General features: G+C 56.9%; 19 protein-coding genes, 1 other RNA gene and 1 pseudogene. 10 read left to right on the top strand and 11 right to left on the bottom strand.

Going from position 1 to position 20,840, the window contains the following annotated elements; genetic code table 11:
- Positions 1-98: 98 nt before the first annotated feature.
- Both rnpB and rsmI read right to left on the bottom strand, forming a co-directional pair.
- An RNA gene (gene rnpB, locus ACA052_RS23980) (RNase P RNA component class A) lies at positions 99-452 on the bottom strand.
- A gap of 75 nt (positions 453-527) precedes the next feature.
- Entirely contained in the window at positions 528-1,400 is an 873-nt protein-coding gene (gene rsmI / locus ACA052_RS23985; RefSeq protein ID WP_131059440.1) for a 16S rRNA (cytidine(1402)-2'-O)-methyltransferase, read from the bottom strand.
- A 208-nt stretch (positions 1,401-1,608) separates the two neighbouring features.
- On the opposite strand from rsmI, the gene ACA052_RS23990 reads away from it, so the two are divergent.
- From ACA052_RS23990 to ACA052_RS24005, 4 genes are all read left to right on the top strand, one after another.
- Positions 1,609-3,420 (top strand): penicillin-binding protein activator, encoded by a 1,812-nt coding sequence (locus ACA052_RS23990; protein WP_497647091.1) that lies wholly within the window; start codon positions 1,609-1,611, stop codon positions 3,418-3,420.
- Positions 3,420-3,782, top strand: coding sequence for a YraN family protein (locus tag ACA052_RS23995; protein WP_497647092.1), 363 nt, complete (start codon positions 3,420-3,422; stop codon positions 3,780-3,782). The genes ACA052_RS23990 and ACA052_RS23995 overlap by 1 nt, the downstream gene beginning before the upstream one ends.
- A 103-nt stretch (positions 3,783-3,885) precedes the next feature.
- Complete coding sequence (locus ACA052_RS24000) at positions 3,886-4,479, top strand: phosphoheptose isomerase (protein ID WP_007972584.1); 594 nt, start codon at positions 3,886-3,888, stop codon at positions 4,477-4,479.
- Positions 4,476-5,054 carry a BON domain-containing protein gene (locus ACA052_RS24005; RefSeq protein ID WP_497647093.1) on the top strand — a complete coding sequence of 193 codons (579 nt, stop codon included), beginning with the start codon at positions 4,476-4,478 and terminating at the stop codon, positions 5,052-5,054. The genes ACA052_RS24000 and ACA052_RS24005 overlap by 4 nt, the downstream gene beginning before the upstream one ends.
- A gap of 123 nt (positions 5,055-5,177) precedes the next feature.
- Here the strand turns inward: ACA052_RS24005 and ACA052_RS24010 are convergent.
- The 8 genes and pseudogenes from ACA052_RS24010 to rplM all read right to left on the bottom strand — a co-directional run bounded on the left by ACA052_RS24010 (position 5,178) and on the right by rplM (position 11,416).
- Positions 5,178-6,431: pseudogene (locus ACA052_RS24010) on the bottom strand (IS3 family transposase).
- A gap of 95 nt (positions 6,432-6,526) precedes the next feature.
- The gene (locus ACA052_RS24015; RefSeq protein WP_497647094.1) at positions 6,527-6,943 is read right to left on the bottom strand and encodes a ClpXP protease specificity-enhancing factor; all 417 of its coding nucleotides are present in this window, start codon (positions 6,941-6,943) and stop codon (positions 6,527-6,529) included.
- A 16-nt stretch (positions 6,944-6,959) separates the two neighbouring features.
- The gene (locus ACA052_RS24020) at positions 6,960-7,577 is read right to left on the bottom strand and encodes a glutathione S-transferase N-terminal domain-containing protein (protein ID WP_007905304.1); all 618 of its coding nucleotides are present in this window, start codon (positions 7,575-7,577) and stop codon (positions 6,960-6,962) included.
- Positions 7,578-7,726: 149 nt separating this feature from the next.
- The gene (locus ACA052_RS24025) at positions 7,727-8,509 is read right to left on the bottom strand and encodes a cytochrome c1 (protein ID WP_497647095.1); all 783 of its coding nucleotides are present in this window, start codon (positions 8,507-8,509) and stop codon (positions 7,727-7,729) included.
- Entirely contained in the window at positions 8,509-9,720 is a 1,212-nt protein-coding gene (locus ACA052_RS24030; protein ID WP_497647096.1) for a cytochrome b, read from the bottom strand. The genes ACA052_RS24025 and ACA052_RS24030 overlap by 1 nt, the downstream gene beginning before the upstream one ends.
- Positions 9,720-10,313 carry a ubiquinol-cytochrome c reductase iron-sulfur subunit gene (petA, locus tag ACA052_RS24035; RefSeq protein ID WP_497647097.1) on the bottom strand — a complete coding sequence of 198 codons (594 nt, stop codon included), beginning with the start codon at positions 10,311-10,313 and terminating at the stop codon, positions 9,720-9,722. Before petA ends, ACA052_RS24030 begins: the two co-directional genes overlap by 1 nt.
- Positions 10,314-10,580: 267 nt before the next feature.
- Positions 10,581-10,973: a 30S ribosomal protein S9 gene (gene rpsI / locus ACA052_RS24040; protein ID WP_003216038.1), complete on the bottom strand. Its 393-nt coding sequence runs from the start codon at positions 10,971-10,973 to the stop codon at positions 10,581-10,583.
- Between the two features lie 14 nt (positions 10,974-10,987).
- Positions 10,988-11,416: a 50S ribosomal protein L13 gene (gene rplM, locus ACA052_RS24045; RefSeq protein ID WP_007905295.1), complete on the bottom strand. Its 429-nt coding sequence runs from the start codon at positions 11,414-11,416 to the stop codon at positions 10,988-10,990.
- Positions 11,417-11,661: 245 nt separating this feature from the next.
- Here rplM and ACA052_RS24050 point away from each other — a divergent pair, with 245 nt between their 5' ends.
- Positions 11,662-12,702: an NADP(H)-dependent aldo-keto reductase gene (locus ACA052_RS24050; RefSeq protein ID WP_497647098.1), complete on the top strand. Its 1,041-nt coding sequence runs from the start codon at positions 11,662-11,664 to the stop codon at positions 12,700-12,702.
- 107 nt (positions 12,703-12,809) lie between these two features.
- Here ACA052_RS24050 and ACA052_RS24055 read toward each other — a convergent pair whose 3' ends face one another.
- On the bottom strand, positions 12,810-13,946 hold the full coding sequence (locus ACA052_RS24055) for an acyl-CoA dehydrogenase family protein (protein ID WP_497647099.1): 1,137 nt from the start codon (positions 13,944-13,946) through the stop codon (positions 12,810-12,812).
- Positions 13,947-14,190: 244 nt separating this feature from the next.
- Between ACA052_RS24055 and ACA052_RS24060 the strand changes: the two genes are divergently transcribed.
- The 5 genes from ACA052_RS24060 to ACA052_RS24080 all read left to right on the top strand — a co-directional run bounded on the left by ACA052_RS24060 (position 14,191) and on the right by ACA052_RS24080 (position 20,662).
- The gene (locus ACA052_RS24060; RefSeq protein WP_497650386.1) at positions 14,191-15,087 is read left to right on the top strand and encodes a GlxA family transcriptional regulator; all 897 of its coding nucleotides are present in this window, start codon (positions 14,191-14,193) and stop codon (positions 15,085-15,087) included.
- 279 nt (positions 15,088-15,366) lie between these two features.
- Positions 15,367-17,313: a flavin monoamine oxidase family protein gene (locus tag ACA052_RS24065; RefSeq protein WP_497647100.1), complete on the top strand. Its 1,947-nt coding sequence runs from the start codon at positions 15,367-15,369 to the stop codon at positions 17,311-17,313.
- A 186-nt stretch (positions 17,314-17,499) separates the two neighbouring features.
- Positions 17,500-18,387: a nitrilase family protein gene (locus ACA052_RS24070; RefSeq protein WP_497647101.1), complete on the top strand. Its 888-nt coding sequence runs from the start codon at positions 17,500-17,502 to the stop codon at positions 18,385-18,387.
- A gap of 16 nt (positions 18,388-18,403) precedes the next feature.
- Positions 18,404-19,606 carry a hypothetical protein gene (locus ACA052_RS24075; protein ID WP_497647102.1) on the top strand — a complete coding sequence of 401 codons (1,203 nt, stop codon included), beginning with the start codon at positions 18,404-18,406 and terminating at the stop codon, positions 19,604-19,606.
- Between the two features lie 75 nt (positions 19,607-19,681).
- Positions 19,682-20,662, top strand: coding sequence for an asparaginase (locus tag ACA052_RS24080; RefSeq protein WP_497647103.1), 981 nt, complete (start codon positions 19,682-19,684; stop codon positions 20,660-20,662).
- Positions 20,663-20,840 lie beyond the last annotated feature (178 nt).

Here is a 20,840-nt window from a genome sequence, read left to right on the forward strand (position 1 = left end):
TTTCGGTATTACGAAAGTGCTTCTGCTGACGATTCTGGAAGGAGGGAATTGCCATTACCAGCGCCCTGCTCAATGATTCAAACAGGGAGGAAAAAAAGGTGGAGAGTCGATCTGTAAGCCGGGTTCTGTCTTGAACAGTCATTCGTCTACGATGGCCATCACTGGACATCTTTAGCAACCTACCCGGTCCCAGCGCGGGCCACGCCTTGGGACCCTATTTGGTCTTGCTCCAAGTGGGGTTTACCTAGCCACGAACTGTTGCCAGACGTGCGGTGCGCTCTTACCGCACCTTTTCACCCTTACCGGCGCCGAAGCGCTTAGGCGGTTATTTTCTGTGGCACTTTCCGTAGGCTCACGCCTCCCAGGCATTACCTGGCACTTCGCCCTATGGAGCCCGGACTTTCCTCCCCCCCCTAATTTTCATAGAGGGCAGCGACTGTCCGATCGACTCTCCGCCGCGAAGGTTAACGGCAGAGCGGCCGAAGAACAAGCGCTAAAAGCCTTCACACACGCCTATGCGTCGGGTTTTACTCGCCTTTTTGTTTATCGAGTGCAACCTGGTAGAGAACATTCTTACGCTCGCCGGTAATTTGCGCCGCCAACGCTGCGGCACGCTTGAGCGGCATCTCTTCGAGCAGCAGATTCAAAATGCGCATCGCCTCACTGCTGACCGCATCCTCGGTCTCGGGAGCAGACCATCCCGCCACCAATACCACGCACTCGCCCCGCTGCTGATTGCTGTCCGACTCGACGAACTCGCGCAACTCGGCCAGAGGCAAGCCTTTAAGGGTTTCGAAAGTTTTGGTCAGCTCGCGCGCCAGCAACGCCGGGCGTTCGGGACCGAAGACCAGCTCCATGTCTTGCAGACATTCAAGAATGCGGTGCGGAGCCTCATAGAAAATCAGCGTGCGCGGTTCTTCCTTGACCAACTCTAGACGAGCGCGCCGCCCCACAGCCTTGGCCGGCAGGAAGCCTTCGAAAATGAAGCGGTCCGACGGCAACCCTGCTGCCGACAACGCAGCAATCAATGCACAGGCACCCGGCACCGGCACGACATTGATACCCGCCGCTCGAGCCTGACGCACCAGGTGATAACCCGGATCGGAAATTAACGGCGTGCCGGCGTCGGAGATCAACGCCACGTCATCACCCGCCAGCAGACGTGTAATAAAGCGGCTACCTTCATCCCTTTCGTTATGCTCATGGCAGGCTGCCAGCGGCGTAGGAATACCGAAATGCTGCATCAGCCGCTGAGAATGACGGGTGTCCTCGGCAGCGATCAGGGCGACGTCGCGCAGGATCTTCAGCGCACGCGCGCTGATGTCGTCCAGGTTGCCAATGGGCGTCGCCACCACATAAAGCGAGCCAGCGGCGGAATTCAAAGCACCTGGAGCAGTCAAAGCGCACACCTCATGATCGGTAAAATTGCCATTGTAGCGCGTAGCGACAACCGCGATACCTGCAAGCCGCTCTCGGTTTTTCAGTCTTTTGTGGAGTGCTGCAACATTTGCACGAGCTAAATTGATCGATTCACGCCAGTAACATCGCGCCCCGGCCAGTGCTTGGGTACAATTCCACGCTAATTTGATCGAGTATCAGGAACACTACATGATCGCTTGCCTGCGGCTGTTCACTGCCCTCTGCCTCGCTGCCTTGCTGGCGGCTTGCGCCAGCTCGCCCTCCTCCAGCCTTGGCGAACTTCCACGGACTGCCGATGCCAGTATCGAGCAACTGCTCGAACAGGCCGCTCAAAGCAAGGACCCGGAAAAAGCCTCCCTGTTGCGCCTGAGCGCGGCGGACCTGGCTTATCGCCAGGGCAATGCCGGCCAGTCCGCACAAATCCTGCAACAGGTTCCGGTGGAACAACTCAAGCCGGCCCAACAGGTTTTCGCCAGCACGCTGGCAGCCGAATTGGCCATGACCCGCAATCAGCCGAAAGCCGCGCTGACCGCCTTGAGCCATCCGAGCCTGCAACGTTTGGGCGAACTTCCCGTCGAGCAACAGGTCCGCACCGGCACCATCCACGCCCGCGCACTTGAAGCCGATGGCCAGACCCTGGCCGCCGCACGTGAGCGCATCTTTATCGCGCCGATGCTGAGCGGTGAAGCGGCAAGCAAAAACCACGAAGCGATCTGGACCCTGATCGCCTCGCTGCCCACCGATCAATTGCAGCCATCCACCACCGATGACCTCGGCGGCTGGATGGGCCTGGCGCTGGCTGTAAAGTCCGCCGGCACCCTGGAACAGCAGCAGGCCGCGATCGATAAATGGCGCGCGGAAAATCCCAAGCACCCGGCGGCTATTCAGCTGCCGCTGCCACTGACCAAGCTCAAGGAACTGGCGAGCCAGCCGCTGGGCAAGATCGCCCTGCTGCTGCCGCAAGACGGACCGCTGGCCTCCGTCGGCAAAGCGTTGCGCGAAGGTTTCATGGCCGCTCATTACCAGGCACAACAAGCCGGGCAGAAGCCGCCAGCCATCGAGTTCTATGACAGCTCGCGCCTGACGTCCATGGATGAGTTCTACCGCAAGGCCCAGGCGGATGGCGTGCAACTGGTCGTCGGCCCGCTGGAGAAGCCGCTGGTCAAACAGCTCAGCAGTCGCCCGCAACTACCGATCACCACGTTGGCGCTGAACTACAGCGAAGGCGAACAAGGTCCGGCACAGCTGTTCCAGTTCGGTCTTGCCGCTGAAGACGAAGCCCGTGAAGTGTCGCGTCGCGCTCGCGCCGATGGACTGCATCGCGCTGCCATCATGGTGCCGAAAGGCGAATGGGGTGACCGCGTACTCAGGGCATTCAGCCAGGATTGGCAGGCCAACGGCGGCAGCATCGTCGCTACCGAACGCGTCGATCAACCGGTTCAACTCGCCCAGCAGATCGCGGACATGTTCCAGCTGCGTCAGAGCGAAGGTCGCGCCAAGAGCCTGCAAAGCACCGTTGGCTCGCAAGTAGCGGCCCAACCTTCGCGCCGCCAGGACATCGAATTCATCTTCCTGGCCGCGACCCCGCAACAGGCACAACAGATCAAGCCGACCTTGAACTTCCAGTACGCAGGTGATGTGCCGGTCTACGCAACGTCCCACGTGTTCAGCGCCAGTGGCGACGTGAACCAGTACAACGACATGAATGGCATTCGCTTCTGCGAAACCCCATGGCTGCTGGACGCCAATGATCCGCTGCGCAAACAAGTGACTGCACAATGGCCACAAGCCGCTGGCAGCCTGGGTCGCCTGTATGCAATGGGCGTCGATGCCTATCGCCTGGCGCCGCGCCTGGGTCAACTGAAAGCTCTGCCGGACAGCCGCATCGAAGGTCAGTCGGGCAGCCTGGGCATGACCCAGAATCAGCGGGTCGTACGTCAGCTGCCATGGGCACAGTTCGTCAACGGCCAGGTTCAACGCCTGCCGGACACCCCGCACTGATGCCTGACAGGTCTCGCCAGCAAAGCGGCAAGGATGCCGAGCGCCATGCGCTCGAGCATCTTCAACAACAGGGTCTGCGCCTGCTGGCGCAGAACTGGTTGTGTAAACGCGGTGAGCTTGATCTGGTCATGCTCGATGGCGATACAGTAGTATTCGTTGAAGTTCGCTACAGGAAAAACACTCAATGGGGTGGCGCACTCGATAGCATCGATGGGCGCAAACGGCAGAAACTGATACTTGCCGCGCAGTATTTTCTTCAGCGCGAGTCGCGTTGGGCCAATTCCCCTTGCCGTTTCGACGTGGTTGCCATCGACAGCAACCTCGATCAGTTGAACTGGCTGCAGAATGCCTTCGACAGCTGATCGCGTACGTCCCGAACCGGACACCTAACCCAACACTTTTGCTCTTTGCTTTGCGGGCTGCACATTCATGTGCCGAGAAGCCGCGCTAATTAAGGTCACACAGATGGACATGCAATCCCGAATTCGCCAGCTTTTTCAGGCCAGTATCGACACCAAGCAACAGGCGATGGAAGTACTTGCACCGCACATCGAGCAAGCCAGCCAGGTCATGGTCAACGCCCTGCTCAACGAAGGCAAAATGCTTTCTTGCGGCAACGGCGGTTCCGCCGGTGATGCCCAGCATTTCTCGTCCGAGCTGCTCAACCGCTTCGAGCGTGAACGCCCAAGCTTGCCAGCCATCGCGCTGACCACTGACAGCTCGACGATCACCTCGATCGCCAACGACTACAGCTACAACGAAATCTTTTCCAAACAGATCCGCGCTCTTGGCCAGCCGGGCGATGTATTGCTGGCAATTTCCACCAGCGGCAACTCGGCAAACATAATTCAAGCGATCCAGGCCGCACATGATCGAGAAATGATTGTCGTAGCATTGACGGGACGCGATGGCGGCGGCATGGCGTCGCTGCTATTGCCTGAGGATGTCGAGATCCGGGTACCGGCCAACGTCACCGCACGTATTCAAGAAGTCCACCTGCTGGCGATCCATTGCCTTTGCGACTTGATCGACAGCCAACTGTTCGGGAGTGAAGAATGACCTCTAATCGCCTAGGCCTACTGGCCTTGACACTGTGCCTTGGCATCAGCGGCTGCACCTCGGTGGTTAACGCCAGCCGTGAAGCACCGATTGAAGATGACCGCGGCACCCGCACCTTCGGCAGTAAGATTGATGACTCCCTGATCGACACCAAGGTCGGCGTGAACATCGCCAAGGCCGATCCAGCCCTGGACAACGACTCGCACATTGTCGTCACCAGCTTCAACGGTGTCGTGCTGCTCGCCGGGCAAACCCCGCGCGCAGACCTCAAGGCCAAGGCCGAACAGGCTGCCGCTGCTGTTCAGCGGGTGAAGACGGTTCACAATGAACTGCAGGTTCTGCCACCTTCCGGCTTCCTTGCCCGTCAGAACGACACCTGGCTGACCTCCAAGATCAAGACCCAGATGCTCACCGACCCGAACATCCCTGGTTCGCGCATCAAGGTTGTGACCGAGAACGGCATCGTCTACCTGTTGGGCCTGTTGACCAAACAGGAAGCCGCTCAGGCCACCAACCTGGTGCAAGGTGTCTCGGGTGTGCAGAAGATTGTGAAGCTGTTTGAGTACATCGACTGACCTGCACACGCTGATCCGCAATCCCTGTAGGAGCTGCCGCAGGCTGCGATCTTTTGACTTTGCTTCTTAAGATCAAAAGATCGCAGCCTGCGGCAGCTCCTACAGTTTGAAGGTGGTGAATGTCTAGTCCTGAAATAGGTTTACACCTGTTTCACCCCAACGCCCGATGCATCGCATCGGGCGTTTTGTATTTCAACGACAGGTGCGGACGCTCGCGGTTGTAGATCGATACCGACTCGCTCACCATTTTCTTCGCCTGCGTTAAATCCTGTGGTCGCTGGAGCAAAAGCTCCGTCTTCAATATCCCGTTTACCCGCTCTGCCAGCGCGTTTTGATAACAATCGTAGCCGTCCGTCATCGAACACCTGATGCCGTGTTTCGCGTGCAGTTCCTGGTACATTCCCGAGCAATACTGGCTGCCTCTGTCCGAGTGATGAACCAGTGGCTGCTCCGTTCGACGGTGCTTCACCGCCCGGCGCAGCGCCTGTGCGACCGACTCGGTGTGCAGGCTTTCATGGACGTGATAGCCCACGATCTTTCGCGAAAAAGCATCCGTCACAAGGCTCAGATAGGCCACGCCTTCCTGAGTGGGCAGATAGGTGATGTCAGCCACCCAGACCTGTTCCGGGCCGCTGGGAACAACCTGATCAGGCCCAGGTTTGAGCAGGTTCGGATGGCGTCGAAAGCGATGATGGCTGTCAGTCGTCTTGTGATACGCCCGCTTACGGGCTACCAATAAACGCCGTTCGCGCAGAATCGAAAACAGGCGATCTCGCCCTACTTGCAGCTCAAGCAGCGGCTGACATTGCAGCAGGTAATGCAGCTTTCTAGTGCCCAACCGCGGCTGTCGCAGGCGCTTTTGCTGAACGAAATCGGCAACTTTCTGATCCAGAATCAGACGAGCAGCATCGGCGCGATTGCGTTTGTAGTAAGCCTGTCGGCTTATCCCCATGAACTGGCAAGCCCTGCTGATGCTCAGGTTTTGGATTCGTTTTTGCGTGAGGACTTGCCGGGACGCTTTTTTACGACAGAGAGACCGTAGTCATTTTTCAAGACGTCCACGACCGCCTCGAAAAACTGCGCTTTCTGATTGGACAGCGCCAACTGCTCTTCAAGCTCTTTGATGCGCTGCTCTGGCGTTAATGGTCGGTTTTTGTCGGGCATAGACCCCATCCTCGGCGAGCCAATGTAGGTGCCGGGGCTCCAATCTTGACGACCGTGCTTGCGTAACCATGTCAGAACGGTCGTTTTGCCTTGAATCCCGTAGCGCTCCTGAGCCTCTTTATAACTCAGCTCGCCTTTTTCGACCTGGTCGACGACCGACAATTTAAAGGTCAGCGTGTAGTCTCGCTGACTACGCCTTTTTGCTGATTCCATTACACCCTCCTGAAAAACAGATCAGAAGGTGTAAACCTTATTCAGGACGGGACAGAAGTAATAAAAAAGGCGATCCTTTCGGATCGCCTTTTTTATTACTTCACCACCTTCAAACTCGGTCGACCGCTGGGACGCGGCGGCTCGGTGTCGGGTGGCGGAAGATCATCATCATCCGGCTCGATCTCTTCCTCGTCTTCCATAGGCGATTCCAGATCGAACACCATGCCCTGACCGTTCTCCCGGGCGTAAATGCCCAGGATTGATGCGATAGGCACGTACAGGGTGTGCGGCACGCCACCGAAGCGCCCTTCGAAGCTGACCGCTTCGTTGTCCATGTGCAGATGACGCACGGCAGCCGGTGATACGTTCAGGACAATCTGTCCGTCGCTGGCAAAACCTTGTGGCACCTGCACCGACGGATACTCGGAATTGACCAGCATGTGCGGGGTGCAATCGTTATCCACAATCCACTCGTAGAGCGCGCGGACCAGATAAGGTCGACTGGAGTTCATAGCGGCTCCTTAAGCCTTAGCGCATATCGCGTTCGACACCAGACAGACTCGCCTGGAAAGCCTCACGCGCAAACGAGCGCTCCATATAATCAAGCAGCGGCTTGGCAGGCCGCGGCAGTTCAATACCCAGAATCGGCAATCGCCAGAGTATTGGCAATAGGCAGCAATCCACCAGACTTTGTTCCTCACTGAGGAAAAACGGCTTGTCGGCAAACAACGGCGACACGCCTGTCAGGCTTTCACGCAGCTCTTTTCGAGCCACGACACGGGCGGCTTCCTTGGTCCGCGAATCCAGTATCAGATCCACCAGGCCACACCAGTCACGCTGAATACGATGAATCAGCAAACGGCTATTTGCACGCGCCACAGGATAAACCGGCAGTAAAGGCGGGTGCGGGTAACGCTCATCCAGATATTCCATCACCACGGTCGACTCCCACAACGCCAGGTCACGATCGACCAGGGTGGGCAAGCTGCCGTAAGGGTTCACTTCGATCAGTTTAGGCGGCTGGCGGCCAGCTTCCACGTAAATGATCTCAGCGCTGACACCCTTCTCTGCAAGTACGATACGCACTCGGTGGGAATAGTGGTCGGCGGGGTCGGAGTAACAGGCCAACCGATTGGTCACGCCCATGGCGGTCCTCCTCGCTTGTAGAAATTATCGGAAGCGGAAAAACGCGCGCGCCCAGAGGGCGCCTCCCGTAACGCCTGGAACACCAGGCTCGTTACACCTTAAGAGACGCCCTTGGGCGCGCGCGATCAACAGCAATTGTTACAGCTTAATCAATGGACGTCTTTCCAGTATTCACGCTTGAGCAAGTAAGCGAATACGAAGAAGAACGCCAGGTACAGCAACACATAGGTACCGATGCGCTGATGCTGCAGCTTCACCGGGTTGGCCGAATAGGCCAGGAAGGTCACCAGATTCTTGACCTTCTCGTCGAACTGCTCTTGATTCAGCGTGCCGGTTTTCGGCAACACGGTCAGTTGGTCGCACGCTTCATGAGTCAGAGGCGTACCGGTCAACGGATCGTATTGCTTCTTGCCGTCTTCGACGATTTGAACTTGTTTGCAGCCTACCACCTGCCGGCCCTGCAGGCCGACCAGAACGTTAGGCATCCCGACGTTCGGGAAGACCTTGTTGTTCACGCCCCAGGGACGCGACGGGTCTTCGTAGAACGAACGCAGGTAACCGTAAAGCCAGTCAGTACCCCGAACGCGAGCCACCAGGGTCAGATCGGGGGGAGCCGCACCGAACCAGGTCTTGGCATCCGCCGGTTGCATGCCGATGCTCATGTGGTCGCCGATCTTGGCGCCAGTGAACACCAGATTCGACAGCATCATGTCATGCGGGATGCCCAGGTCATCGGCAACACGCTCGTAACGCTGGAACTTGGCGCTGTGGCAGCCCATGCAATAGTTAGCAAAAGTGCGCGCGCCATCCTGCATGGCAGCCTTGTCGGAAACGTCGATATCGACCTTTTCCAACTCAGGACCGCCGTGTTCGGCTGCGAAAGACAGGACAGGCAAAGCCGCAAGAATCAATACAGCAAATAATTTGTTCATCAGCCAGTCACCCTTTCCGGTACCGGTTTGGTCTTCTCGAGCCGGGTGTAGAACGGCATCAGAATGAAGTAAGCGAAGTACAGGAAAGTGCAGACCTGCGACAGCAGCGTACGTTCAGGGGTAGGCGCCATGACGCCCAGCCAGCCAAGAATCACGAACGAGATGCAGAACACCCAGAGCCAGATCCTGCTCAGCCAACCCTTGTAGCGCATGGATTTGACCGGACTGCGATCAAGCCAGGGCAGGACGAACAGCATGGCAATCGACGCACCCATGGCAACAACGCCCAGGAGCTTGTCCGGAATCGCCCGCAGAATCGCGTAGAACGGTGTGAAGTACCAGACTGGAGCGATGTGCTCTGGCGTCTTGAAGGCGTTCGCCACTTCAAAGTTCGGCTTCTCGAGGAAGTAGCCGCCCATTTCCGGGAAGAAGAACACGATCGAGCAGAAGATGAACAGGAACACCACTACGCCGACAATATCTTTCACGGTGTAGTACGGGTGGAAGGCAATGCCGTCCAGCGGTACGCCGTTTTCGTCTTTGTGTTTCTTGATGTCCACACCATCCGGGTTGTTCGAACCGACTTCGTGCAGCGCCAAAACGTGCAGCACCACCAGACCGAGAATCACGATCGGCAAGGCCACAACGTGCAAGGCGAAGAAGCGGTTCAGGGTAATACCGGAAATCAGGTAGTCACCACGGATCCACTGAGTCAGGTCGCTACCGATCACCGGAATCGCACCGAACAGCGAGATGATCACCTGGGCGCCCCAGTAGGACATCTGGCCCCACGGCAGCAGGTAGCCCATGAACGCTTCAGCCATCAGCGCCAGGTAGATCAGCATGCCGAAGACCCACACCAGCTCACGTGGCTTCTGGTACGAACCGTAGAGCAGACCACGGAACATGTGCAGATAAACCACGATGAAGAACGCCGAAGCGCCGGTGGAGTGCAGCAGACGCAGGATCGAGCCGTACTCGACGTCGCGCATGATGTATTCGACGGAAGCAAACGCTTCTTCTGCCGAAGGGGTGTAGCTCATGGTCAGCCAGACACCGGTAACGATCTGGTTGACCAGAACGAGCAACGCCAGGGAACCAAAGAAATAGAAGAAGTTGAAGTTCTTCGGGGCGTAGTACTTGCTGAGATGGTCTTCCCACATCTTGGTCGCGGGAAAGCGCGCATCAACCCAATCCATGAACTTGCTCATCACGCTTTCTCCGTATCGACGCCAATGACAATGACGTCATCGGTCTCATAGGAATGCGGGGGAACTGGCAGGTTCAAAGGCGCAGGTTGCGACTTGTAGACGCGGCCAGCCAAATCGTAGTGGGAACCGTGGCAAGGGCAGAAATATCCACCGACCCAGTCTTTGCCCAGATCCGCAGGTGCCACTTCAGGACGGAAGGTCGGCGAGCAACCCAAGTGCGTGCAGATGCCGATCAGCAGCAGAACTTCTGGCTTGATCGAACGCGTTTCCGGGTCAACATACGTCGGTTGTGTCGAGTTCTTGGAGGTCGGGTCGGACAACTGACCCTCGATCTTTTTCAGATTCCCCAGGATTTCCGCGGTACGGCGGACAATGAACACCGGCTGGCCGCGCCACTCAGCAATCATCTGCTGGCCTGGCTCGACTTTGCTGACATTCACTTTCACCGGTGCACCTGCGGCTTTCGCCTTGGCACTGGGAAACCATGACCCCACGAACGGGACCGCAGCCCCCACCGCTCCTGCAGCACCCACCACGGATGTGGCTGCTACCAAGAAGCGACGCCGGCCTGCATTCACGCCGTCATTGCTCATTCAGTCCTCTCCCATCAGCTTTGTGGCCTGTTAAATCAGGCATCTACTAAGTAAATCTATGTACTTATAAAAATTTTGCCGAATGGTAATGAAAAGCCCCAATTCTGACAAGGTAATTACCGAAGGGCTCCACTGCCAAGCCTTGCAGTATAGGGGCTCTACCGCTGTGGCAAGTTGTCACAGCGCAATTCTTTGATAAATCGCACGCATAAAAAAACGCCCAGCTCCGAGAGGAGACTGGGCGTTCTTTTTGAACGTGAAAGCGAATTAACGCTTCGAGTACTGCGGACGCTTACGCGCTTTACGCAGACCGACTTTCTTACGTTCAACTTCACGAGCATCGCGAGTCACGAAGCCAGCTTTGCGCAGAGCGCCACGCAGGGTTTCGTCGTACTGCATCAGTGCGCGAGTGATACCGTGGCGGATTGCGCCAGCTTGACCACTTACACCACCACCGATCACGGTGACGTAGATGTCGAATTTCTCGACAGTCTCAGTCAGTTCCAGCGGCTGACGAACTACCATGCGGGCAGTTTCGCGGCCGAAGAAATTTTCCAGGGTGCGGTTGTTGATGGAGATGTTACCAGTACCCGGACGCAGGAAAACGCGTGCGGTTGCGGTCTTGCGACGGCCAGTGCCGTAATTTTGAGTCGCCGACATAATGAACTATTCCGTTAAAACTTCAGTTCTTGGGGCTGCTGAGCAGTATGAGGGTGTACAGCGCCCGCATAGACTTTCAGCTTACGATACATGTCGCGACCCAGTGGGTTCTTAGGCAGCATGCCTTTGACCGCGGTCTCGATCACGCGCTCAGGGGCTTTAGCGATCAGCTTTTCAAAGTTGATCGACTTGATGCCGCCCGGGAAACCGGAGTGGGAGTAGTAGATTTTGTCGGTGGTTTTAGCACCGGTTACACGAATCTGCTCGGCATTGATAACGACGATGTAATCGCCGGTGTCAACGTGAGGAGTGTACTCAGCTTTATGCTTGCCACGCAGACGGCTCGCGATTTCGGTGGCCAGACGACCCAGGGTCTGACCTGCAGCGTCGACGACAAACCAGTCGCGCTGTACTGTTTCCGGTTTAGCAGTAAAAGTTTTCATTCTTTATAGCCTCAGGGGCCGCCCTGTAAATTAGACGGCGGATCTTACTGAATAGTGCGTACTTTGACAAGTCAAAGGCAGCCGGATACAGACGCTTTCGGGGGCTCGGGTCGGCGCGTCCGTTCAACGGCAAGATTCTTCGGCGGCGGCGCATCACTTCCACTGCAGAAAGAGGTGCGCAATTATGCAGATTGCGAAAAATAATTCAACCTGCTTTTATGATTGTTTTGCCCAAGGAGCACCTGATGGACTATCGACAGCTAGGCCGAACCAATCTGAATGTGAGCGCCATCTGCCTCGGAACGATGACCTGGGGCGAGCAAAACAGCGAGGCTGAAGCCTTCGCCCAGATTGAACGGGCCAAAAGCGCCGGGATCAATTTCATCGACACCGCCGAGATGTACCCGGTACCGCCCAAGGCCGAAACCTACGCCACCACCGAGCGCTACATCGGCAATTACTTCAAAAGTCGTGGTGATCGCGCCGACTGGATCCTGGCCAGCAAGATCGCCGGCCCCGGCAACACCATCGACTACATCCGCGACAAAAACCTGCGACACAATCGCCAGCACATCACCGAAGCGGTGGATGCCAGCCTCAAACGCCTGCAGACCGACTACATCGATCTGTACCAGTTGCACTGGCCTGAACGCAGCACCAACTTCTTCGGCCAGTTGGGTTACAAGCACAAGAGCGAAGCCAACCTGACACCGCTGGAGGACACCCTCGAAGCATTGGACGAGCAGGTGAAGGCCGGCAAGATCCGCCACATCGGCCTGTCCAATGAAACCCCGTGGGGCACCATGCGTTTTCTCGCCCTGGCCGAAGCCCGTGGCTGGCCGCGCGCGGTGTCGATCCAGAACCCCTACAACCTGCTCAACCGCAGCTTTGAAGTCGGCCTCGCAGAAATCGCCATCCGCGAACAGTGTGGCCTGCTCGCCTACTCGCCGCTGGCGTTCGGTTTCCTGTCGGGCAAGTACGAAGGTGGCGCGCGTCCGCCGAAAGGCCGCCTGAGCCTTTACAGCCGCTTCAGCCGCTATTTCAACGCGCAATCGGAAGCAGCGTGCAGCCGTTATGTGGCGCTGGCCCGTGAACATGGCCTGGACCCGGCGCAGATGGCATTGGCCTTCGTGACGCAGCAGCCGTTCGTTACCAGCAACATCATTGGCGCAACCACCATGGAGCAGCTGGAGAGCAACATTGCCAGCTTCGACCTGAAACTGTCCGATGAAGTGCTGGAAGGGATTGAGGCGATTCACAAGGATCACCCGAACCCGGCGCCGTAATTTGCGGTGATCCCGAAAAGATCGCAGCCTGCGGCAGCTCCTACATTGGAATGCGTTCCCCTGTAGGAGCTGCCGCAGGCTGCGATCTTTTCAACCGTCGCAGAGGCTCAAAGCGACCGAGCAATAATCTCCTTCATGATCTCATTGGTCCCGGCATAGATCCGCTGCACCCGCGCATCCGCCCACGCCCGGGCTATCGGGTATTCCCACATGAACCCGTAACCGCCGTGCAACTGCACGCACTCGTCGAGCACCCTGCATTGCAGGTCCGTACCCCAATACTTGGCCATCGCCGCCGTCGGCACATCCAGCTTGCCTTGCAGATGCAGTTCCAGACAGCGATCAACGAAGACTCGGCCAATCTGAATCTCGGTCGCCATCTCCGCCAGCTTGAAGCGGGTGTTCTGGAAATCGGCGATTGCTTTACCGAACGCCTTGCGCTCGCGGGTGTATTCCAATGTCCATTGCAGCCCGGCCTCAGCCGATGCGACCCCACCGATCGCAACAGTAAGACGCTCCTGCGGCAATTCCTGCATCAGGTACGCAAAGCCCATCCCAGCCTGCCCCAGCAGGTTTTCCTTAGGCACCCGCACATCCTGGAAGAACAACTCCGACGTGTCCTGGGCCTTCATGCCGACCTTCTCCAGGCGCTTGCCCTTGGCAAATCCCGGGGTGTTGGCTTCCACCAGGAACAAACTGGTGCCCTTCGCGCCCGCCTTCGGATCGGTCTTGGCCACGACAATCACCAGGTCAGCCAGAAAGCCGTTGGTGATAAAGGTTTTCGAGCCGTTGATCACATACTCGTCGCCATCCAGCACTGCTGTGGTTTTCACCCCTTGCAGGTCGGAACCGGCGCCCGGCTCGGTCATGGCGATCGCGGTGACCATCTCGCCAGAGACCAGTTTTGGCAGGTATTTGTGCTTCAGCGCTTCACTGCCGTAATGCAGGATGTACGGTGCGACGATATCGGAATGCAGGGAAAAGCCGATGCCAGTCAGGCCCAGACGGCCAACCTCTTCGATCACTACCGCGCTGTAGAGAAAATCCGCCCCCAACCCGCCGTACTCTTCCGGCAGATGCGAGCAGAGCATCCCGGCCTCCCCCGCCTTGTTCCAGAGCTGACGGTCGATATAGCCCTGTTTTTCCCATTGCCCATGAAACGGCACGGCCTCTTTTTCGAGGAATGTTCGCACGCTGTCACGAAAAAGTTCGTGCTCGGAACTGAACAAGGTTCTGGGGATCATGCGGCACCTGTTTTTATTGTTAGAAGGAAACAACCCTCAGAGACTAAGCCCCGCATCCGATACAGGACACTGGACACATCAGACAAAAAATAAGACGATCCAGCCGTCTGGTGACCACTTTCCCCTATAAGAATAAAGTTGAATTATGTCTAACCAAGTCTCCACGCCGTTGCGGCGCGTCAGCATCCTGGCTATCGACCGGGTTTTCGCTTCCACCCTCATGCAAGCCAAGGATTTTTTTCACCTGGCCAGCCTGCGCTACGGCAAACAACTGGGCCACGGCCTCACGCCGGCGTTCGAAACCCGACTGGTCAGTCCCGACGGCAAACCGGTCAACAGCTTCAGCGATGTGATCATGCCGGTGGACGGCGGCCTGGAAAATGCCGACATCATCATACTTCCCGCGTTCTGGGACGACTTCGAAACGCTCTGCAAACGTTATCCACAGGTCCTGCCGTGGTTGCGCCAGCAACATGCGCGCGGCGCGGTACTGTGCGGCGAAGCGACCGGGGTGTTCTGGCTGGCCGAGGCAGGGTTGCTCGATGGCAAGGAAGCGACCACCTACTGGCGCTTCTTCAATGCATTTGCCGAGCGTTTCCCGAAGGTACAGCTCAATCAGGACAAGCACCTGACCGACGCCGACAACCTGTATTGCGCCGGCGGTACCACCTCGGCGTGCGACCTCTATATCTACCTGATCGAGCGCTTCTGCGGCGCCAACGTATCCCAGGCCGTAGCGCGGGACATTCTGTATGAAGTGCAGCGCAGTTATTCGCCTGGAAGAATCGGTTTTGGCGGGCAGAAACTGCACCAGGACGTGATCATCCTGCAGATCCAGCACTGGCTGGAAGAACACTTCGCCGACAAATTCCGCTTCGAAGACGTCGCTCGCGAACACGGCATGAGCATCCGCAACTTCATGCGCCGCTTCCAGACCGCCACCGGCGACAAGCCATTGCATTACCTGCAACGCCTGCGCATCGAAACGGCCAAGGGTTTGCTCTCCGGCAGCCGCAAAAGCATCAAGACCATCAGCTATGAAGTCGGCTACGACGATGCGAGTTTCTTCGCACGGCTGTTTCGCCAGCACACAGAACTGTCGCCAAACCAGTATCGGCAACAATTCCAGCAAGCTGCATAGGACGTAAGCCTCAACACCTTTCAACTGTGGGAGCGGGCTTGCTCGCGAAGGCGGACCGACATTCAACATCAATGTCGACTGACATACCGCATTCGCGAGCAAGCCCGCTCCCACAGGGGATCTTCAGCGCATGAAAGGTCTTCAACCCAGGCCTTTTTCCCACGCGACAAAGCGAATACAGAGCAGCTCCGCGCCCAACTTTGCTCCTATACCCTGACAGCCCAGTGCATCAACATCTTTCCCTGCAAACACCACCAGTGCTGACAGGGAAGATCAACAGTGACTATCGGATCAAGCTACAACTACCCCTCCTACGCGGCCAAGGCTGTCGCTCGAACAAAGCGCTCAACTGAAAACAAATGGAAGCCTCGCTTTCCAAATCCTCCCGACCTCTGTTTCGACTATCGAGCAATGGTCGAGCAAGAAAATGGCATCGCCAGGGCAACCGACCCGAATCATAAAATCTGCATCATTGGTGCCGGTGTGACCGGACTGACTGCTGCCAGAGAACTCTACCGCTGCGGCTTCACCCATATCACCCTCATAGAACAATCCAGGCGCATAGGCGGCAGACACCTGACCGTTCCTGGAAGTCGACACTCCACGGAAAGTCATACCCCGTTTGAAATGGGGGCCATGCGCATGCCTTTCTTCAATCGGGCAGACGAGCCGCTGACAGAAGGCAGGTCGCTGATGGCCTACTACGCCAAGGTTTTTGACTTGTCATTTTCAGACTTTGCCAATCCTGGAAGCCAATGGGTCAGCTCGACCGGTGTTTATCTTCGAGAGGGCAGCATGGGCGGCAGATCGGAACCGCACATGTTGATATGGAAGAACGTCGATGGTCAGACCCCACCTCCTGGTACAGAATTGCAAAAGGTCTATGCCAAGTGGAAAGCCTTCGCCGACCGCATGACCCGACACGTCGCAGAGGTCTACGCCAGCCAGGAATGGGAAGCCATGTGGGCCGCTATCGTCGAAAAATACGAGAGCGTTTCGTTTCGCGACCTTGTCAGCATGCCGGCACTGGAGCGCTGGGATAAACGCTCGCCAGGGGACTTTGGTGGAATGGGGATGTCCGCAGAAGAGTCTGCGATTTTCTATGCAATTGGCATTGGTGACGGTAGCTGGGGCGCCTTTTATGACGTCTGCTGCCTTTATCCACTACGTACTGCCATCTTCGGATTCAGCAGCCAGTTGCAATTGATCCATGGCCGGGTAGACACAAATGGCGATCCGCTGGCCTCACCCTTCCTGCACAGCGAAGTTGTTCATGATTCGATGGGGCTGAGTTTCGACAGGCCTCGCTACATCGGCCTCGCCGCGCTGGACGAGTGCCTGTTTTTTATGCAAAACGACGAAACCGGCAAATCCGTCTACGAACATAGCCGCGAAAGAAGCAATGGCTTCCTCACGGACTCATCCGTTACGAAACTTAAAAAACTGACGAATCAGAAAACGCGCGTCTACTTCAACTGGCAACACAGTCGACCCGAGCAAACCCAGGAACAGTTCGATGACTTTGATTCGGTCATCATGACTTTGCCGTCCTGGCTGATCGAAACTCGGATCTCTCTTGAAAATTTCGATCAGGAAATGCTGCCTTTCGAGACGATCAATGCTTATAAAACGGCGCACTGGGAGACCAGTTGCAAAGTCTATGCACCGCTGAAAAAATCGTTTCTTTCAAAAAACCACAATATCCCGCAAGCCATCGTCACCGACAGTTTTATCCACGATGTCTACACCTACCGCTACAACGACAACTACAGCTATGACTGCATCCTCTTGAGTTACACATGGGAGGATGACGCCACCAAACTCGCCTCGTTCGCCGACAAAGAGCTGGTGACCAAGTGCGTCAAGGAGCTGGATCGCATACTCATGAGGTCAGCCAATATCCAGGAGAAAATTTCTCCCTACATCGGTACTGATCAAGCCGTAGTCCAACGCTGGGTTACCGATAAAAATGCCCTGGGTTGCGCCAAGCTCTACCGACCCGGCACTTACTATGACGCCGTGGGCCTGATGAAGTACAACCGGGACTACGCCCATGTCTCAGGCCTGTATTTTTCCGGAGAGTCGTTTTCCGTAGATGCCGGCTGGACCGAACCCTGCTTTCGAGGTGCCGTCGATGCAGTCATTCACATCTGCGATAAAACCGCCGCGACCTTCAACGGCGGATTTTCCATGAGTGACTATCCGCACTATCAAGTCAAAGCCTGACGGCTTCATTACCCCCAGAGCCATGCACGCCGTGCATCGGCTCTACCCTCCCGAAAACGCCTCGCTCATCTTCGGATAAGGACTACAGCCTTACCGGAAGCAGCTGACTTACGCTCGCCTGCCGTTTCAACTCTTATAAACACGCAATTAAACAGCGTGAATAACAATAAAAAAGAGGTCATCGGAATGAGTGAGCCAACAAGCCCTGTTCGTGTAGCCGTCGTGCAATTCGACCCACAAGTCGGCATCGAGAAGCGTGAAAGTAACCTGCGTCTTGGTCTGGAATTAGCGCTGGAAGCGGTAAATGGCGGTGCGCGCCTCATCGTTTTGCCCGAGCTCTCCAACACCGGCTATTTCTTCAGCAATCGGCAGGACGCCTTCGCCCATGCGGAGGCGGTTCCCGATGGGACGAGCGTGCAACTCTGGATGAGCTTCGCCCGCAAACACAACGTTTACCTGGTCACCGGTTTAAACGAACGCGACGGAATGCGCCTCTTCAATACCGCCGTGCTTGTCGGGCCTGATGGCTTCATCGGCAAGTATCGAAAAGCCCATTTATGGAACCTGGAGAAGCTCTGGTTTACCCCTGGCGATCTGGGTTTCCCGGTATTTGAAACACCGATCGGACGCATTGGCTTGTTGATCTGCTGGGACATCTGGTTTCCGGAAGTGCCGCGAATCCTTGGCCAGCAAGGCGCGGACATCATTTGCAGCCTGAACAACTGGGTCTGGACGCCACCGCCGCTATTCGATGATGCAGGCAAGTGCATGGCGTCGTATCTGACGATGACCGCGGCCCACGTCAACAATGTGTTTATCGCTGCCGCTAGCCGGATCGGTGAGGAACGAGGGGCGCGTTACCTTGGCTGCTCATTGATTGCCGGGACCAATGGCTGGCCAATCGGCGCGGTGGCCTCGGCAGACAAACAGGAAATCCTGTTTGCCGATATCGACCTGACCAGTTCGCGCAGTGCCCCCATCTGGAACAACCTGAACGATCTGCATCGTGACCGTCGAGCCGATCTCTACGACCAGATGCTCGGTTACACACAACACCCATGTCTCCCGCGCTGATGAAGGAGGCTGACTAATGGAAACCTCAACCGACAAAAAACAACGTATCCGCAGATCGCCTGCCGATAATGCGGTCATCCTGCTGATGATCGGCACCACACTGCTGGTTATCTGGCTGTCCTTCACCAATCGAACTTTCTGGTCTGCTCACTGGCCCAGCTACGCCGATATGGTGTCGGGCCTTCCCGAGCCAAGTGCCTGGTTACGCTGGGTGCTCGGAGACATCAGCGAAGTCGCATTCTACAAGCACGAGTTCGCCTCTATCGGGCTGCTGGCGGGTGCTTATCTGGCCTATTGGGCGAACCGGACCGGGAAATCCTGGCAAGGCTTTGCCATTTCATACGGCAGCGGGCTCTGGCCGTGGTTGATCACCAGCTCATTGCTTGGGCTGCTATTGAGCAACCTGCTTTGGGGCTGGACGGTGACTGCCAATAGCTGGCAACCCACGTTTGTCGCATTCGTTTCATTGCCGGCGGCGATGGTGCTGATGTTTGGCGGCGGCTGGAAGGTCACCATCAACGGCGCAATCATGGGCGCGATGTTCGTAACGCCGATGTGTTTGCTGATGGTCAATTACGTGTGCAACCCGCTGGGATTGCCAGTGGTGATCGGCAATGTCTCGGGCATGGCGGTCGCCAGCGTGTTCGCCTTTCTACTCTGTCGCTATCTGCCAAGCCTGGTGAAATCCGATCCCTCCGGGAAGTCGTCCGGCCCTGCCCCCGAACCTGCCATCACCAAAGCGCCTGACTACGGCGTCATCTGGAGCCTGCGCCGAGTCTTGGCGGACTTTTCGGAAGCGCCATTCTTTGGCAACGAATGGGCCAGTCTCGGCCTGATACTGGGCGCTCTATTGGCGTTCACGCTGAACCCGTTGAGCCCGGTTTACGGATCGGAACTGCTGCCACAGCTGATTGGCGCGCAAGCGCTGACCTCAGCATTGGGTGTGGTGATCTGGCGTCGACATTGGATGTCGCTCGGCTGGTACCCCACCTACGTACCGCTGGTGTCAGTGGTGCCGGCGGCGGTACTGACGTACGGCGGCAGCTGGCAGGTCATCGTCATGAGTGCACTGCTGGGGGCTTTGATTGCACCACCGCTGGCGTGTGCGATCGCCAAGCGATTGCCGAGCGACATGCATGGTTTCATCGGCAATGTGCTCTCCATGGCCATCAGTACGCTGCTGATTATTCCGTTTATCGGTTTTCTCATCGCCATCTGACCCACTTCGCCATTCGGCTGTAAGGCGGGCTCAATCCGCTTACAGCCGATCTCCTGACAGTTAGCGAGGTATCACATGGACTTACCCAAACTGGCCATCGCGGCGCTCGGCGGCACCGTGTGTATGCAAGTCAGAAACGCCGCTGAAGGCGTTATCCCGACCATCAGTGGCGAGGCCCTGCTGGCATCTGTACCGCAATTGACAACGCTGGCGCGGGTGACGATCGAAACGCTCGGACTGCTGCCCAGTGCCTCACTGGATTTCGAGTTTCTACTGAGCGTGCTTTCCTGGGCGAATTTTCAAATCAAGCAAGGCGCCTCAGGTGTCGTCATCATTCAGGGCACGGACACATTGGAAGAAACAGCCACATTTTTTGACTACTTATGGCGTCACGACGAACCGTTAGTCCTGACGGGCGCCATGCGTTCGGCGGGCCAGGCAGGCGCTGAGGGGCCGGCGAATCTGCTGGACGCCTGCCGGGTGGCACTGGCAGAAAACAGCCGACAGCGAGGTGTTCAGGTGGTCATGAACGGGCAGATACACCCGGCATCCCACGTTCGCAAAATCGATTCGCAGGCGTTGCAGGCGTTTTCCTCCCCAGTGTTTGGCCCTGCTGGGGTGCTCGTGGAGAACACCGTCCGCTACTTACGAGAACCGGCCCGGCGGACGATTTTACCTTTGCCGCAGCAGACCGCACAGAAGGTTGCCCTGCTGGAAGCGTCATTGTCTGCCGACACCCTGTTCTTGGAGAACATCCTCGAACTGGGCTACGACGGTCTGGTGATTGCGGGTTTCGGTGCGGGACACGTTTCTGCGGGCTGGGCGGATGCGATTGAAAATATCGCCCGTAAAATCCCGGTCATTATCGCCACACGGACGGGGTCCGGCTCGACAGCTCAAACGACTTACGGTTTTGATGGGAGCGAGATGGACCTGATTCGTAAAGGGGCGTTGATGGCGGGATTTCTCTGTCCGCGCAAAGCCCGAATTTTGTTGTGGCTGCTCATTGGCTGTCAGCGACAGGATGCCCTGGCGAGTTATCTCCTGGAAATCTGACACACATCCCTGTAGGAGCGAGCTTGCTCGCGATGGACGTTAACGGTGACGCGTGCTCTCTGAATAAACGCGCCGCTCTTGAGTCCATCGCGAGCAAGCTCGCTCCTACAGGATTTGCGGTGAGCCAAACCGCGCGTATAAAAAAGGGCCTGCATTGGCAGGCCCTTTTTTATTTTCC

The sequence above is a fragment of the Pseudomonas sp. LBUM1644 genome, from assembly GCF_059716195.1.